At 72.8% G+C, this 15311-nt stretch carries 12 protein-coding genes and 1 other RNA gene; 7 read left to right on the plus strand and 6 right to left on the minus strand.

What is annotated here, in order from left to right:
• Positions 1 to 17: 17 nt before the first annotated feature.
• The 3 genes from ACR68M_RS24965 to lanL form a co-directional block, all read right to left on the minus strand.
• Positions 18 to 161 carry a VenA family class IV lanthipeptide gene (locus ACR68M_RS24965; RefSeq protein ID WP_441246347.1) on the minus strand — a complete coding sequence of 48 codons (144 nt, stop codon included), beginning with the start codon at positions 159 to 161 and terminating at the stop codon, positions 18 to 20.
• 180 nt (positions 162 to 341) lie between these two features.
• Positions 342 to 2327, minus strand: a complete 1986-nt coding sequence (locus tag ACR68M_RS24970) for an alpha/beta hydrolase family protein (RefSeq protein WP_441246348.1) — start codon at positions 2325 to 2327, stop codon at positions 342 to 344.
• Between the two features lie 81 nt (positions 2328 to 2408).
• Positions 2409 to 5099 (minus strand): class IV lanthionine synthetase LanL, encoded by a 2691-nt coding sequence (gene lanL / locus ACR68M_RS24975; RefSeq protein WP_441246349.1) that lies wholly within the window; start codon positions 5097 to 5099, stop codon positions 2409 to 2411.
• Between the two features lie 799 nt (positions 5100 to 5898).
• Here lanL and ACR68M_RS24980 point away from each other — a divergent pair.
• The 3 genes from ACR68M_RS24980 (at position 5899) to ACR68M_RS24990 (ending at position 8718) form a co-directional block, all read left to right on the plus strand.
• Positions 5899 to 6747 carry a Nif3-like dinuclear metal center hexameric protein gene (locus ACR68M_RS24980; protein WP_441246350.1) on the plus strand — a complete coding sequence of 283 codons (849 nt, stop codon included), beginning with the start codon at positions 5899 to 5901 and terminating at the stop codon, positions 6745 to 6747.
• A 62-nt stretch (positions 6748 to 6809) separates the two neighbouring features.
• Positions 6810 to 7553 (plus strand): zinc ribbon domain-containing protein, encoded by a 744-nt coding sequence (locus ACR68M_RS24985; protein WP_441246351.1) that lies wholly within the window; start codon positions 6810 to 6812, stop codon positions 7551 to 7553.
• 1 nt (position 7554) lies between these two features.
• Complete coding sequence (locus tag ACR68M_RS24990) at positions 7555 to 8718, plus strand: bifunctional RNase H/acid phosphatase (protein ID WP_441246352.1); 1164 nt, start codon at positions 7555 to 7557, stop codon at positions 8716 to 8718.
• Between the two features lie 91 nt (positions 8719 to 8809).
• On the opposite strand, the gene yaaA is transcribed toward ACR68M_RS24990, so the two are convergent.
• Positions 8810 to 9610 (minus strand): peroxide stress protein YaaA, encoded by an 801-nt coding sequence (gene yaaA, locus ACR68M_RS24995; RefSeq protein ID WP_441246353.1) that lies wholly within the window; start codon positions 9608 to 9610, stop codon positions 8810 to 8812.
• Between the two features lie 97 nt (positions 9611 to 9707).
• A complete protein-coding gene (locus ACR68M_RS25000; RefSeq protein WP_441246354.1) occupies positions 9708 to 10178 on the minus strand; it encodes a hypothetical protein in 471 nt (156 codons plus the stop codon).
• Between the two features lie 237 nt (positions 10179 to 10415).
• Here ACR68M_RS25000 and ACR68M_RS25005 point away from each other — a divergent pair, with 237 nt between their 5' ends.
• The 3 genes from ACR68M_RS25005 to rnpB all read left to right on the plus strand — a co-directional run bounded on the left by ACR68M_RS25005 (position 10416) and on the right by rnpB (position 13853).
• Positions 10416 to 11861, plus strand: a complete 1446-nt coding sequence (locus ACR68M_RS25005) for an RNB domain-containing ribonuclease (protein WP_441246355.1) — start codon at positions 10416 to 10418, stop codon at positions 11859 to 11861.
• 66 nt (positions 11862 to 11927) lie between these two features.
• The gene (locus tag ACR68M_RS25010) at positions 11928 to 13442 is read left to right on the plus strand and encodes an MFS transporter (protein ID WP_441246356.1); all 1515 of its coding nucleotides are present in this window, start codon (positions 11928 to 11930) and stop codon (positions 13440 to 13442) included.
• 13 nt (positions 13443 to 13455) lie between these two features.
• Positions 13456 to 13853: RNase P RNA component class A (gene rnpB / locus ACR68M_RS25015), an RNA gene on the plus strand.
• 270 nt (positions 13854 to 14123) lie between these two features.
• Here the strand turns inward: rnpB and ACR68M_RS25020 are convergent.
• Entirely contained in the window at positions 14124 to 14603 is a 480-nt protein-coding gene (locus ACR68M_RS25020) for a macro domain-containing protein (protein WP_441246357.1), read from the minus strand.
• Between the two features lie 121 nt (positions 14604 to 14724).
• On the opposite strand from ACR68M_RS25020, the gene ACR68M_RS25025 reads away from it, so the two are divergent.
• On the plus strand, positions 14725 to 15075 hold the full coding sequence (locus ACR68M_RS25025; RefSeq protein WP_441251709.1) for a hypothetical protein: 351 nt from the start codon (positions 14725 to 14727) through the stop codon (positions 15073 to 15075).
• Positions 15076 to 15311: the final 236 nt, after the last annotated feature.

Raw genomic sequence — 15311 nt, forward strand, 5'->3', positions numbered from 1 at the left:
TCAGCAGCAGGCTGTGACTAGGCGAAGGTGAAGAGCAGGCAGGTCAGGATCAGGCAGGTGTACTGGCAGCCGCCACCCTGGCCGGTCAGCTCGACGGACTCGGTCTCCGGCAGCTCCTGCAGCGCAGCGAGGTCGGTCTCGAAGTCGGTGAAGTTCTGCATGGGTTTTCCTCCCCTTTGATGTCGTCGGCCGCACGGTGCGGCCGACGGTCGGGTGCCACACGAGGTGGCGGCTGCGGCAGATTCCCCTCCGCCGCAGGTATGTCCCCCAGGCCAACTGCACGCCTGGGAAGTCTTGGTGAGCCGTCCTGCGCGTCACAGGGCGGTCAGGTGGTGAGGTGGTCAGGTGGGTCTTCCGGTGGCGAGGAAGGCCGCGAGCAGTTCGTGGAGAACCGCCGCACCCTCCTCGGCGAGCACCTCGTGACCCGCCCCCGCTGCCTCCACGTAACGGAAGTCGGTGCCCTCGGCCCGGCCGAGCCGCAGCAACTCGTGCCGCAGCGAGCGGGACTGGCTGACCGGCACCACCTCGTCCCGGTCGCCGTGCACGACCAGCAGCGGGGCGGTGAGCCGGTGAGCCAGGGTGAGCACGTCCCGTGGCCCGAGGGCGTCATCGATCGGCTGCGCGCCGCCGAGCCGGGTGGTGAGCGCCCGGACGGGGGCCGAGGCCTCCGCCAACAGCCGGGCTCCGGACAGGAAGGGGGCGACCACCGCACACCGGCTCACCCGTCCGGCCGGCGCGTGGGCCGCGGTGAGCAGGGCGAGGAAGGCGCCGTAGCTCACCCCGAACAGGGCGGGCGGTTCGAGGCCGAGTGCAGCCCGCTGGCCCGCCAACCCGTCGAGCAGGTGCAGCAGATCGGCGAGGTCGGGCCCGCCCCAGGCGCCGCGGATGGCCATCGCGTGCGCCACGCCGTAGCCGGTGCTGCCGCGCTGGTTGGGCGCGACCACGGCAAGTCCGGCGGTGGCCATCCGTTGCAGGGCCGGGTCGAACTCCAGGCGCCAGGCGTCCGCCGGGCCGCCGTGCAGGGCGAGTACGAGGTGCCGGGCGCTCAGCCAGGCGTCCCCGCCGTACACGACGGCCTCGATCGGGCCTGCCGGGCCGGTGAGTTCGATGCTCTGCGCGGCGTGCCACCGGCCACCGTCGGCCGGGGCGGCGCTGCCGTCCAACTGCCAACCCGGCGGCGTGCGGTAGCTGTACCGGCCCACGGTGGCCGGTGCCACGCTGCCGGGCTGGAGCGGGGCAAGCCGAAGTGGCAGTGGTTCCGGCGCCGGCGCGAGCGCGCTGCTGCCTGTCGACGTCCGGTCGTCGGCCGCAGTGTCGAGGCCGAGCAGGGCGTCGATGTCCAGGGTGGCGAGTGCGGCGGGGTGGTCGGGTGCCGAGTACGGCATCCGTAGCCGCCCGTCCGCCCAGTGCCCGACGGCGCCGAGCCGCCCGGCCGGGACCGGCAGCGGGTCGAGCCGACCGCCCTCGGGCTCCCAGAGCGCGAGCGCGGAGGCCGCACCACGGTCGATCTGCAGGGCCACCCGTGACGTTCCCGTGCGGCCGGGCGTGACGGCGATGGGGCGCAGGAACATCCCGGGCACGTGCAGGCACTCCGGGAAGCGCAGCGGCGTACTGCCACCGAGCACCCCCCAGCCGAGCCGGTCGGCGCCGGGAGCGTCGCTGCGTACCATCGCGAAGCGCGTATCCGGATCGAAGAGCACCAGCCGGTCGTTGCTGCGCTCGGCGATCTCCAGCAGTGGGGTCACCTGGCCGAGATCGAGATCGAGTGCGACGGACTTGACGACGCCGTCGGCGACGCGGTCCAGCGCGAGCAGCCGGCCGGCGCGGTCGAGCCAGACTCCGCCGCCGTGCAGGCCCGGGAGTTCGGCGATCTGCCGGGGCTCGGATCCGTCGGCATAGACCAGCCAGGCCGTGGTGACCGGCCGGGTGTCGGTGCCGAGCGCGACGGCGATCGGGGCCGCCGGTGTGCCACCCGGCGCGGGAAGCAGCCGCAGTCCGGGCAACTTCAGTGTGGCCAGCACCCGTTCGGTGACTGCCCCGGGAGTGCCGGAGAGCAGCACCAGGTCGTGCCGCTCCCCGTCATGGCGGCAGACCAGCACCCGGCCGTCCGGCAGGCTGACCAGCTGCGAACGCAGGCTCTCCGAGCGGTTGCCGGCCGGAGCCAGCGCCGACGGCACGGCCCCGCCGTCAGCAGTCAGCCGCCAACTCTCGGCGTACCAACCGCCGTCGGCGCCTGCGGCGAGGCAGGCGGCGTGCGAGCCGTCGGGGGAGAAGGTGAAGCTCAGCCTGCGCAGGGCCTGCGCGGTGGTGCGGGTGGCGGTGCTCATCGTGGGCTCACCTCCTGGGCGTTGATTGGGAGTCGTGGAGTTGTGGAGTCGACGGACGGGGTAGCGGGGCCGGGGTCAGGGTCAGGCTTCGAGCCAGATCCGGGGGCCGCCGTGGCGGAGCCGGAGCAGGAAGGCCAGTGCGCCGGAGGTGCCGGTGCCGTAGGCGGGGGTGAAGCCGATGCCGGTCTCGTCCGGGAGTACGAGCAACCCGTCCCGGAGGGCGGCCCGGGATGCGATCAGCCGCGCCAACTCCTCGGCCCCGCTGCGGAATCGAGCCTCACCGGTGGCCTCGGCCAGGTCGAGCAGGTACTCGCCGTTGCCGGCCAACCCGTGGCAGGCGCAGACCCCGCTGTGCCACCGGCTGTCGAGCACGGCCTGCCCGGCGGCGAGCGCCAGCCCGTACGCCTCGGTGTCGCCCGTCGCCCGCCAGAGTCGGATCAGGAAGCTCCCGACTCCGGACGAACCGCTGCACCAGTGCTGCAACTTGACCGCATCGGGGTCGCCGGCGCTCTGCGGCCACCAGGCCGCTTCGATCCCGGTGCCGATCCCGGTGCCGATCCCGGTGTCACTTCCGGTGTCACTTCCGGTGGCACCGTCGGGCGGGCCGCTCTCGTACCGGACGGTGGCGGCCAGAGTCCGGGCGGCCAGGGTCGCCGTCGTGGTGTCCCCGGTGGCGAGCAGGAAGGCGCCGACTCCGGCGACCCCGTGTCCGTAGCCGAGGTGCGTAATCCCGGCGAGGCTGGAGTCGAAGCTCTTCGGCACCGGCCAGACCAGCCCGTACGGCTCCTGCTGTGCTGCCCCGAGCAGGGCTCGGGCGCAGGCGGTGGCCTGGTCCAGGTACTCGGCGGAGCCGGTGGCGCGGTGCAGGCGCAGTTGGAGGAAGCCCGCCCCGGCGGCGCCGTGGCAGACGTCGGGGTTCGGCCACTCGACCGGCACACGTCGCGCCAACTCGACTGCACGGTCGGCAAGTTCCTTGTCGTCCAGGGCTTCGGCGGCGTCGAGCAGTGCCCAGGCGGTGCCGGAGCGCCCGAAGTGCAGGCCGGGCAGCACGCGTGGCTCGGCAGCGCAGCGACGCTCGATCCATGCGGCGGCCAGGGCGGCGGTCTGCCGGGCGAGCTCGCGTTCCTCCTCCGGGAGCGGTGCGAGGGCGGCGCGGGCCAGCACGGCGAGTACTCCGGCGGCGCCGTGCTGCACGTTGCAGGGGTCGGTGAGCTGCCCGGCGGGCACGGTCGGCCAGAGCCGGTCACGCCGTTCCGGGGTCGCGGTCGCTGCCACGTGCCGCAGCCCGTCACGGATGAGGCGGTCGAGCAGCTGGTCTGGCAGGGGTGAGGCGGGCGCGGGGTGTCCGACGGTGTGGTCAGTGCAGGCGGCGACGGCGTCCCGTGCTCGGGCGAGGCTCCAGCGGCGGTCCGGTTCCTCGGCGCGCAGTGCGAGCACGATCGGTGCGAGCCGCCGGGCGGTGTCACCGTGCCGGGCCGCCTGCTCCAGCCAACGCCCGAGCCGTTCGGCGGCGGGGCGGGGGAGGGGGGCGTCCTCGGGCAGCAGCGGGTCGTGTCCGGTGGAGAGCAGGAAGAGCAGACCGCCGAGTGCATAGAGGTCGGTGCTGTGATCGGCGATCGCGGAGGTGACGGCGGGGCCCTGCTCCGGCGCGCGGTAGCCGGGAGTGCCTGCCGAGCCCGCTGCACTGCCCGCCTGTGCGGCCATCTCCAGGTCGACCAGCCGCAGCGAGCCGTCCGGGCGGACCATGACGTTGCCGGGGGAGAGGTCGCGCAGGACCAGCCCCTGGGCGTGCACCTGCTGGACGAGCTCGATCAGGGCGGTGGCCATCGGGCCGGCCTGGGACCAGGCGATGTCCGGTGTGCCGTCGCGCCGCAGGCGGCCGGCGACCCAGCTCGCCAGCGACTGGCCGGGGATCCGCTCCTGGACGAGGAAGAGTGAGTCGTCCTGCTCGATCAGCTCGATCGGGCGGGGGGTCAGCTGCTGTCCGTCGAGGCGGGTGAGCAGCATCGCCTCGTGGCGCAGGGCTGTGCGGGCTTCGCGGCCGGAGCGGTCCACCTCGATGTGGGCGCGGGCCTGCTTGACGACGACGTCGGTTCCGGTCTCGGTCTCCCGTCCGAGGAACACGCCGCCCTTCGCGCTGTGCCGGACGGCGGCGGTGAGTGCGTACCGCCCGCCGAGCAGTACCCCGCTGCTGCGGGGGCGTGGAGCTGCGGGGGGCGTGCTAGCAGCGGCAGGGTTCCTAGCGCTGGCAGGAGTCGTAGCGTTGCTAGATGTCTTAGCGCCGCTAGCCCCCTTGGAGTCGGTCGACCCCCTCCCCTCGACGGGGTCGACCACCCATGGCGGACATCGGTACCCGGCCGTCCGCAGGTCCTCGACCCGGGCGCCGTCCGGGCCGACCATCATCGAGCGGTAGGCGCCGTCGTTCCCCAGCTCGGCGGGCCGGGCGAAGACGCCGTACCTGTAGTGCACCCGGCTGCCGGGTGCGTACGCCCGGTCCGAGAGCACTCCTGGCCCGGGAAGGCCCTCGGTGGCGTGGTGCAGTCGCTCGGCGATGCGCCGGAACTGCTCGTCGTCGGCCGGGTAGACGGTGATGAACTTCCCGGCTGATCCACGTTCGCTGTTGCGGGAGTTGATCTCGTGGAGCTTGTCCCGGTCGGCGGCGAACTTGTAGACGCAGGGGTCGTCGGCGAGTACCGCCGCAACAGCTCCGAGCACCTGGTCGGCAACCTCGGAGGCCGCACTGACGTGCAGCTTCCAGCCCTGCGCGGGCAACCCGACTCCTGGCCCGGACTCCAGGCCGGACCCCGCCCCCGGCTGGGTCACGGACTCCGCCCCCGGCTCGGTCCCGGGTGACAGTGCCGACCCGGACGGTCGCACCGTGCACCAGAAGCCCTCGACGGTGAACCCCCATCCACCGCCGTCCCCCCGGCTCCCGGCGCCGGCCACGGCCGCCCGAGCCACCTCCATCAACGTGCCGTCCGCACCCGGCTCGTCGTTCACCGACCCCGGCCCCCCAGCCATGCGAAGCGATGTGCCCGCCCCCACTCTGCTCACACCCCTTCGTCGTGTCGCCGTCGGCGCCAGCTCACGCGGGCACTCCGGCTCGAATCGGTCTTTCGGAAGTACGGGAGTCGCCCCGGCCGCGTCCGCCGTACGGGCTGCTCGTCGATGCCCCGCGTGGTCGGCGGGGCATGCTGGCCCGGATGTCAGCACCGGTGTGGTGCGGTTCGGCGGAGCGCCCTTTCGACCCCCCTGGTCGAGGCAACTCTCGTTCGCACCACTGAAGTTACTTTCGGGGACGGTGTGGCTCAATGCTGAAGGAGTCACTTCACTCGTAAGGGTGATCTCGATTCGTTTTCGAATGCGCGCGACCCCGGGGCTGTGGGCAGGGCCCGCAGGGCGGATGTCGTCCGAAGCGCCCGCCGGAGCGCCCGGCGCACCCCTTTGCGCCGGTTGACGAGCAGCTGTACGGCTCCCGGTGGACCCTCGCGGAGCCTGCGAGCGGCGGTTCCGCCCCGGGGGCGCTGCTTCCGGGGCCCGGCGCGCTCTCCGCGCGCGGTAGTCTCAACAGGTGCCGAAACTGTCCGACGTCATCAGCGTGCTCGAAGAGCTCTACCCGCCGCGGTGGGCGGAATCGTGGGATGCCGTCGGCCTGGTCTGCGGGGACGCCGAGGCCCAGGTCAACCGTGTCCTGCTGGCCGTCGACCCCGTGCAGACGGTGGTCGACGAGGCCGTCGAGTGGGGGGCCGACCTGATCGTCACCCACCACCCGCTCTACCTGCGTGGCACCACCAGCGTCGCCACGACGAGCTTCAAGGGCCGGGTGGTGCACACCCTGATCCGTAACGGGATCGCCCTGCACGTCGCCCACACCAACGCCGACCACGCCGATCCGGGTGTCTCCGACGCCCTCGCCGAAGCGGTCGGCCTCCGGGTGCTGGGCCCGCTGATCGCCGACCCGACCGACCCGGCGGGCCGCCGGGGCACCGGCCGGATCGGCGTGCTGGAACCGCCTCTGACGCTCTCCGCCTTCGCCGCGCAGGTCGCCGCCGGGCTCCCCGCCACGGCGGCCGGGGTCCGGGTGGCCGGGGACGCCGACCGGCTGATCAGCCGGGTCGCGGTCTGCGGCGGCTCGGGTGACAGCTTCTTCGCCGAGGTCCGGGCCGCCGGCGTCGACGCCTATGTGACCGCCGACCTGCGCCACCACCCCGCCTCCGAGGCCGTGGAGTCGTCCCCGGTCGCCCTGGTGGACGCCGCGCACTGGGCCACCGAGTGGCCCTGGCTCGGCCTGGCCGCCCAAGGGCTGGCCCAGGCCGCCCTGCGGGAGGGCTGGCAGCTGGAGACCCGGGTCTCCGAGCGCGTCACCGACCCGTGGACGGCCCACGCACCGATGCCTCCGGCGAGTGCGGAACCCTCGTAGCTCACGGCCCGCCCCAGACTTGACGACCTGACTGACCTGACCGATTCACAGGAGCCCTCCGCTTGAACGCCGCGCCCGCCGACCAGATCCGCCTGCTCGACCTGCAGGCCATCGACTCCCGCCTCGACCAGCTGGCCCACCGGCGTCGCAGCCTGCCCGAGCACGCCGAGATCGCCCAGGCCACCGCCGACCACACCGCCCTCACCTCGCTGGTCGTCGCCGCCCAGGCGCAGCTCGGTGACACCGAGCGCGAGCAGACCAAGGCCGAGGCCGACGTCGAGCAGGTCCGCGCCCGGTCCGCCCGCAACCAGCAGCGGCTCGACTCCGGAGCCGTCTCCTCGCCCCGTGACCTGGAGAACCTCCAGCACGAGCTCGGCTCGCTCACCAAGCGCCAGGCCGACCTCGAGGAGGTCGTCCTGGAGATCATGGAGCGTCTGGAGTCGGCGCAGTCCCGCGTCACGGAGCTGACGGGCCGTCTGGAGCACTCCACCGTCGTGCTGAGCGAGGCGGAGAGCCGCCGCGACGCCGCGTTCGCCGAGATCGACGCGGACGCCGAGAAGGTCAAGCGGGACCGCGAGGCCGTCGCCGCCGTCATCCCCGCCGACCTGCTGAAGCTCTACATCCGGCTGCGCGAGCAGCAGGGCGGCGTCGGCGCGGCCCGGCTCTACCAGCGGCGCTGCGAGGGCTGCCGGGTGGAGTTCGCCATCACCGACCTGAACGCGATCAAGGCCGAGCCCAAGGACGCCGTCGTGCGCTGCGACAACTGCGGCCGCATCCTCATCCGCACGGCCGAGTCCGGCGTCTGACATGTCGGGGGGCCGCAGGTTCATCGTCGAGGCGGACGGCGGCTCCCGGGGTAACCCGGGGCCGGCCGGCTACGGCGCGGTCGTCCGGGACGGCGACACCGGGCAGATCATCGCCGAGGCCGCCGAGTTCATCGGGCACGCCACCAACAACGTGGCGGAGTACAAGGGGCTGATCGCCGGGCTGCGCGCGGCGCACGCGCTCGACCCGGACGCCCGCGTGGACGTCCGGATGGACTCCAAGCTCGTCGTCGAGCAGATGTCGGGGCGCTGGAAGATCAAGCACCCCGACATGCAGCCGCTGGCCGCCGAGGCGCGGACGGTGCTGCCGCGCTCGCAGGTCTCGTACACCTGGATCCCGCGCGAGCGGAACAAGGACGCGGACAAGCTGGCCAACGAGGCGATGGACGCGGGCAAGGCCGGGCGTCAGTGGGAGCCCAAGGCTGAGCGCGTTGCAGCCCCAGTAGCTCCGGCGGCCGTCGCGGACGAGCCGTTGCCCGCGCCGTCCGCCGCCAAGGCGGGCTGGGCGGCGCCGGCCGACCTCGGCACCCCGACCACGTTCGTGCTGCTGCGGCACGGCGAGACCCCGCTGACGCCCGAGAAGCGCTTCTCCGGCAGCGGCGGCTCCGACCCGGAGCTCTCCGAGAAGGGGCTCTGGCAGGCCGCTCGGGCCGCCGAGTCGCTCGCCGCCCGGGGGTCGATCCAGGCGATCGTCAGCTCCCCGATGCGGCGGACCCGGCAGACGGCCGAGGCAGTGGCGCAGCGGCTCGGCCTGGAGGTCCGGATCGAGGAGGGTCTGCGCGAGCTCGACTTCGGCGACTGGGAGGGGCTGACCTTCGCCGAGGTGCAGGAGTGCCACCCGGAGGACCTCGCGGCCTGGCTCGGCTCGGCGAAGGCCAAGCCGACGGGCGGGAGCGAGAGCTTCACGACTCTCACGCACCGGGCCGGTGTCGCCCGCGACAAGATCCTCGCCCGCTACTCCGGCAAGACGGTGCTGGTCGTCTCGCACGTCAGCCCGATCAAGACGCTGGTGCGCCTCGCGCTCGGCGCGCCGCCGGACTCGCTGTACCGGATGGAGCTGTCGGCGGCCTCGTTCTGCGCGGTCCAGTACTACTCGGACGGCAATGCCTCGCTGCGGCTGCTCAACGACACGAGCCACCTGCGCTGAGGCGGGGGCGAGCGGATAACGGATGAGGGTAATCAGCTGACAGATTTCAGATTCTGTCAGCTGATTACCCTCATCCGTTGGCCGTTATCCGTCAGTGGATCTCCGTCACCACAACGTCCAGCTGCCAAGGCTTCCGCGCCGATCCCTCCGCCGACACCTCCACCCGGTAGTTCAGCTCCGTCAGGACGTCCACCAGCTCGCCCGGCGAGCCCGGCTCAGCGTCCGCGACCAGCAGGTCCCGGACCAGTCGCCCCTTGGTCGCCTTGTTGAAGTGGCTGACCACCGAGCGCTTCAGCACTCCGTCCACCTCGCGCTCCTGCAGCACTCGCACGGTCGCCGTCCGCGCCGCCACCTCGCCGCTCGGCTTCCACGCCGCCGCGTACGCCGAGCTCCGCAGGTCCAGCACCAGTCCGTCCCCCGCCACCTCGGGCAGCACGGCGGCCGTCTCCCGCCGCCAGTAAGCGCCCAGCGCCCCGAGCGGCGGCAGCTTCACCCCCATCGAGCACCGGTACGGCGGGATGCGGTCACTGATCCGCACCGCACCCCAGAGCCCGGAGAACACCAGCAGCGAGCGCTCCGCCCGCCCGTACGCCGCCTCGTCCAGCTTGGCCAGCCCGAGCGCGTCGAACAGCACCCCCGTGTACACCTCGCCGGCCGGCAGCGCCCCCGCCGTCAGCAGCCCGGCGTTACGGACGATCTCCCCACGCAGGCCCTGGCTCAGACCCAGGGTCTCCTGTGCGGCGTCGGTGTCCCCGGTGCACAGCTCGACCAGCGCATCCAGTACGGCGGCCCGCGCGCCCGTGAGCCCCGGGAGGGAGAGGCCGTCCAGTGTCAGTGGCACTCCGTCCCCCGAAGCCGCCTTCCCCTCCGACGGCGGCAGCAACACCAGCACAGCGGCACTCCTCAACACTTTGTGGCAACAGTCCCGCCACTGTACTGGGCCCGCCCCACCCCGCCACGACCGCCGGTCCCTGGTCGGGCCGCCCGAGCTACCAGCTGGAGCAGAGGTTGTCGTCCGGGCAGAACATGACCCAGACGCTGTTGTAGCCGACCCGCATGGTCACGGAGTTCGGGTCGGGGCCGCCGTTGAGATACGACCCCGGATCGGGTGTTGCGGTGAAGGTGACGGAGGTGCCGACCGGGAAGGTTGCGGAGCAGGAGCCGGTCGGGGCCTCCTGGTAGGTGTCGCTGTACGGGTCCCATGCGGTCTGGTGGCACTGGATGCCGGCCGGCTGGCTGGTGACGGTACCACCACCCCATCCGTCGCTGACCCAGGCGTACAGCTGGCCCTGCTGGGTGGGGGCGGCGGCCTGGGAGGCGGCCTGGGCGGTGACCGGGGCGCCGGTGCCGAGCGCGGTCGCCGCGACGAGCGCGGTGGTGATCACGATGGCGCGCCAAGCGGCACCGGCGGCCGCACCGGCGCCGCCAACGGCCTTGCGCCGGGCGGGTTGGAAGTTCATGGCGGTCACTTCCGAGGGCCTGGGCAGGTGGTGCGCCGGTCATCGGTGCGGACGGATGTCGCGGTGGCGTCCGGGGTGTCTCTCATGGTCCGCCTCCTCAATGCTCTGTGTGCGACCCCATGTCAACCAGTCTCCGCGCGATCCGGCGCGAGCAACACCCCCTGCCCAACACGCCCTGCCCAACACCCACTGCCCGCCCAGCGGGCCGCCTGCCGCACCCCGCCGTACGCTGCGAGCATGCCGCGCCGTCATCTGAGCGTCCGAGCCGCCGACTCCACCCGCATCAACGCCGAGCTCGCCGAGCTGCGCACTCAGCTCGAGCTGCGCACCGACTGGCCGCCCGCCGTGCTCGCCGAGGCCGACCGCGCCGCCGCCGTGCCCCGGCTGCCCGAGCTCGACGCCACCGACCTGCCGCTCTTCACCGTGGACCCGCCCGGTTCGCGTGATCTCGACCAGGCCATGCACCTCACCCGGCGCGGCAGCGGCTACCGCGTCCACTACGCGATCGCCGACGTCGCCGCCTTCGTCCACCCCGGCGGCGCCGTCGACGCCGAGGCCCGCCGCCGGGTGCAGACCCTCTACTTCCCCGACGAACGCGTGCCGCTCCACCCGGCCCGCCTCGCCGAGGACGCCGCCAGCCTGCTCCCCGGTGAGCTGCGCCCGGCCTTGCTCTGGCAGCTCGACCTCGACTCCGACGGCGCGGTGGTGCTCGCGGACCTGCGCCGCGCCCAGGTCCGCTCCCGCCGCCGACTCGACTACGAGGAGGTCCAGCAGGCCGTCGACTCGGGCTCGGCCGACGAACAGCTCGAACTCCTCGCCGAGATCGGCAGGCTCCGCGAGGCCCAGGAGCAGGCCCGGGGCGGGATCAGCCTGCCCGTCCCCGAACAGGAGGTCGAGCCGGTGGACGGCGGCTACCGCCTGGCCTACCGCGCGCCACGGCCGGCCGACGGCTGGAACGCCCAGATCTCCCTGCTCACCGGCATGGCCGCCGCCGACCTCATGCTGGACGCGGGCGTCGGCCTGCTCCGCACCCTCCCCGCCGCGCCGTCCTCCGCGTATGCGAGGCTGCGCCGGGTGGCCCGCGCGCTCGGGGTCGACTGGCCCGAGGCGATGCCGTACCAGGAGCTGATCCGCAGCCTCGACCCGGCCCGTGCCGCCGAGGCCGCCTTCCTCAACGCCTGCACCGGCCTGCTGCGCGGCGCCGGCTACCACGCCTTCGACGACGCCCAGGGCCTGCCCGCCCCAGCCGATCCGGTCCACGCCGCGCTCGCGGCGCCGTACGCACACTGCACCGCGCCGCTGCGCCGGCTGGCCGACCGGTACGCGCTGGAGATCTGTGCGGCGATCGCCGGAGGGGCCGAGATCCCGCCCTGGGTGAGCGAGGAACTCCCGGGCCTGCCCGGGGTGATGGCGGGTGGCGACCGCCGGGCCCACGAGGTCGAGCGGGCCTGCGTCGACCTGGTGGAGAGCGAGTTGCTGCGGGGGCGCGAGGGTGAGCGGTTCGACGCCGTGGTGATCGAGGTGGACGAGCGCAAGCCCCGGGTCGGCACCGTCCAGCTGCGCGAACCCGCCGTGGTCGCCAAGTGCGACGGCGAGGCCGACCTCCCGCTCGGCGGGCAGCTGCGGGTACGTCTCACCACGGCCGACCCGCACTCCCGTACGGTCCGCTTCGCGGTTGGCTGAGGGCCGGCCCGAAAACGGGTGAGCATTTCGAAAGATCATTCGACGGTCATCTGAGAACATCTGCGGGTGACGCCTCAGTGGTCGACCGCAGTGCAGGATCGGGGCCGGTCGCAGGCCCAGCCCACCCGCCGTGAGCGGTTGCTGATCCTGGCCATCTGCTGCCTCAGCCTGTTCATCGTCTGCCTGGACACCACGGTCGTGAACATCGCGCTGCCCGCGATGCGGCGCGACCTGCACGCCCCCGCGTCCGGGCTCCAGTGGATCATCGACGCCTACACCCTCGTGCTGGCCGCGCTGCTGATCCTCTCCGGTTCGGTCGCGGACCGCCTCGGGCGCCGCCGGGTCTTCCGGGCCGGGCTGCTGCTCTTCGTCCTGGCCTCGCTGCTCTGCAGCATCGCACCCGGCCTCGGGTGGCTGATCGCCTTCCGGGCCCTCCAGGCCGTCGGCGGGTCGATGCTCAACCCGGTGGCGATGTCGATCATCACCAGCACCTTCACCGACCGGCGCGAACGGGCCCAGGCGATCGGGGTCTGGGGCGGTGTGGTCGGGCTCAGCATGGCCCTCGGGCCGGTGATCGGCGGCTTCCTGGTCGGTGCGGCGGGGTGGCCGTCGATCTTCCTGGTCAACGTCCCGGTCGGCCTCGCCGCCTGGGTGCTGGCCCTGCGGTACGTGCCCGAGTCGCGAGCCCCCGAGCCCCGGCGGCTCGACCCGGTCGGACAGCTGCTGATGATCGTGCTGCTCGGTGCGGGAACGGCTGTGATCATCGAGGGTCCGGGGCTCGGCTGGGGCTCCCCGCTCGTGCTCGCTCTAGCGCTGCTAGCCCTTCTGGCGTTGCTAGTTCTGCCGTGGTGGGAGCGCCGCACGCCCGAACCCCTCGTCGACCCGCGCTTCTTCGCCAGCGTCCCGTTCAGCGGCGCCGTCCTCGCCGCCGTCAGCGCCTGCGCCGCGCTCGGCGGCTTCCTCTTCCTCAGCACCGTCTACCTCCAGGACGTCCGCCACTACAGCCCCGTCCAGGCCGGGCTCCGGACCCTCCCGATGGCGCTCCTGATGCTGGTCGGCGCACCGATCTCGGGTTGGACGGTCGGGCGCCGCGGGCCCCGGCTGCCGCTGCTCGTCGCCGGTGCGGCGATCACCGCCAGCGGACTGCTGCTCACCCGGCTCGCCGCCGACTCGCCGCTCTGGCTGCTGGTGCTGGCGTACGCGCTGTTCGGGCTCGGCTTCGGCGTGGTGAACGCACCGATCACCAACTCCGCCGTCTCCGGCATGCCCGCCGCCCGCGCCGGGGTCGCCGCCGCAGTAGCCTCGACCAGCCGCCAGGTCGGCCAGTCCCTCGGGGTCGCCGTGATCGGCACCGTCGTCGCGGCCGCTGCCGCCGCAGGCTCGGTCGAGACCACCTTCGCGGCCGCCAGCCACGCGGGCTGGTGGATCGTCACCGGTCTCGGGGCCGCGGTGCTGCTGCTCGGCGTGGTCACCACCACTCCATGGGCCGTCCGTACCGCCGCAGGGGTGGCGGCGCGCCTCGACCCGGAGCGCCCGGCCCCCGGGCGGGTACGGGACGGACCCGGCGAGCGGCTACGATGACCAGTACGGCGGACGAGCCGGCCGGGCGGTCGCGACGGGTCCTTGGACCCGCCGAGGAACGTCCGGGCTCCACAGAGCAGGGTGGTGGGTAACGCCCACCCGGGGTGACCCGCGGGACAGTGCCACAGAAAACAGACCGCCTGCGGCCTCGGCCACAGGTAAGGGTGAAACGGTGGTGTAAGAGACCACCAGCGACCGAGGTGACTCGGCCGGCTAGGTAAACCCCACCCGGAGCAAGGTCAAGATCGGTGCCCTCGGGCACCGTGCGCGGATGACCGAGGGCTGCTCGCCCGAGTCCGCGGGTAGACCGCACGAGGCTGTCGGCAACGGCAGCCCTAGATGGATGACCGCCTCCCCGGGCCGCGCAAGCACCCCGGGAGACAGAACCCGGCGTACAGGCCGACTCCATCCGCCGTACCAGGGGCTTTGCCCCCGGAAGGGCCTCTGACCTGCGTCGGAGGCCCTTTCCGATCTTTCAGGACCTTGCCGTGTTACGCGGCGAAAAGTCCCCGGAACGTCCCCCTGGCAGAGCGGAAAGTCCCCGAAAAGTCCCCGAGAATGATCTTGTTTGACTGTCGCTGACCAGGCCCGGTGCAGCAGCATCTGGGCCGCCTCGCGGCTCCGGGTCGACGCCATTTGCCTGGACGGATGCCTGTCATGAGACCGATACCTGGCAGTAGGTCAGTCGTGGTCGTACACGGTCACGGCGATGCTGCGGCCAGTCAGTCGTGCGAGGACCAGCGGTTCGACCCGCTCCCATCGGCCGCCTGCCAGTCCGCAGCCGATGCGGGGCATGTGGACGGACGCGCCGAGCTCGACTGCGCGTTCGGCGACGGTATCCAGGGCGGTGTCGATGGCCTCGTAGCGCACGGGGACGCCCTTGCTGCCCGTGCGTATCCCGTGCTGGCCGACCATGTTGGCGACCCACAGCAGTCGGTCGACTTGCACCACCTGCACGGCTCCGAGGCCGAAGTCGTTGCCCGCCCGCTCGCGGTGCCATCGTCGGTACGCCGTCTCGGGCTCGGGCCAGCGGCGGGAGACGGCCAGGACGAAGCCCTTGCCCCAGCCACCCAGGTCGTTGCAGACATGTGCGATCACCTTCGGGCCCTTGCCCAGTGGCGTGGTCGCATCGCCCCGAACGTACTCGATCCCCGTTGCCATGCCGCGCACGGTAGCGGGTGGCACTGACGACGTGGCGGGGGATAACCGGTCGTCATCGGCTCGGGGTGGCCTCTACGGTGGGCAGTCGATCAGGTGGACGAAGGAGTGAGCGATGCCCCAGATGGAGACGACGACGCTGTGGCGTCCGGTCGGCCCGGAGGAGCTCGCGCTGGTCGAGGGGTCGGGGTGGCGGGCCTGGCCGCCGCGGCTGCCCGAGCAGCCCATCTTCTACCCGGTGCTCAACGAGGACTACGCGATCCGGATCGCGAGGGACTGGAACGTGCCCGCCTCGGGTGTCGGTTACGTGACCCGGTTCGAGGTCGAGGCCGAGTTCGTGGCGCGGTACCCGGTGCGTCAGGCGGGCGGCGAGACGATCTTGGAGCTGTGGATTCCGGCCGAGGAGCTGGAGGAGTTCAACCGGCACATCATCGGTTCCATCGAGGTCGTACGCGAGTTCCGTCAGCAGGGGTGAGCGCGGACCAGCTTCGGTCGGAGCGGGCGCCGCCGCCACCCCCGTGGGCGGCGGCGCCAGGTGGCCGGACGCAGTCTCTGAAACACCATCAAACAAAGTGCGCTCAGCTCACGCAGTGGGCCCAAGCCCGCGCAGGTCGGCGACCCCTGGTTGATAGGTCCCTGGCTGAGGACCGGAGCCGTGCCGGGTGGACGTGACCTGGATCGCGAGGCGGTCCCGGTCCAGACCAGAGTCGG

Source organism: Kitasatospora sp. McL0602 (assembly GCF_052076145.1).
Taxonomy (GTDB): Bacteria; Actinomycetota; Actinomycetes; order Streptomycetales; family Streptomycetaceae; genus Kitasatospora.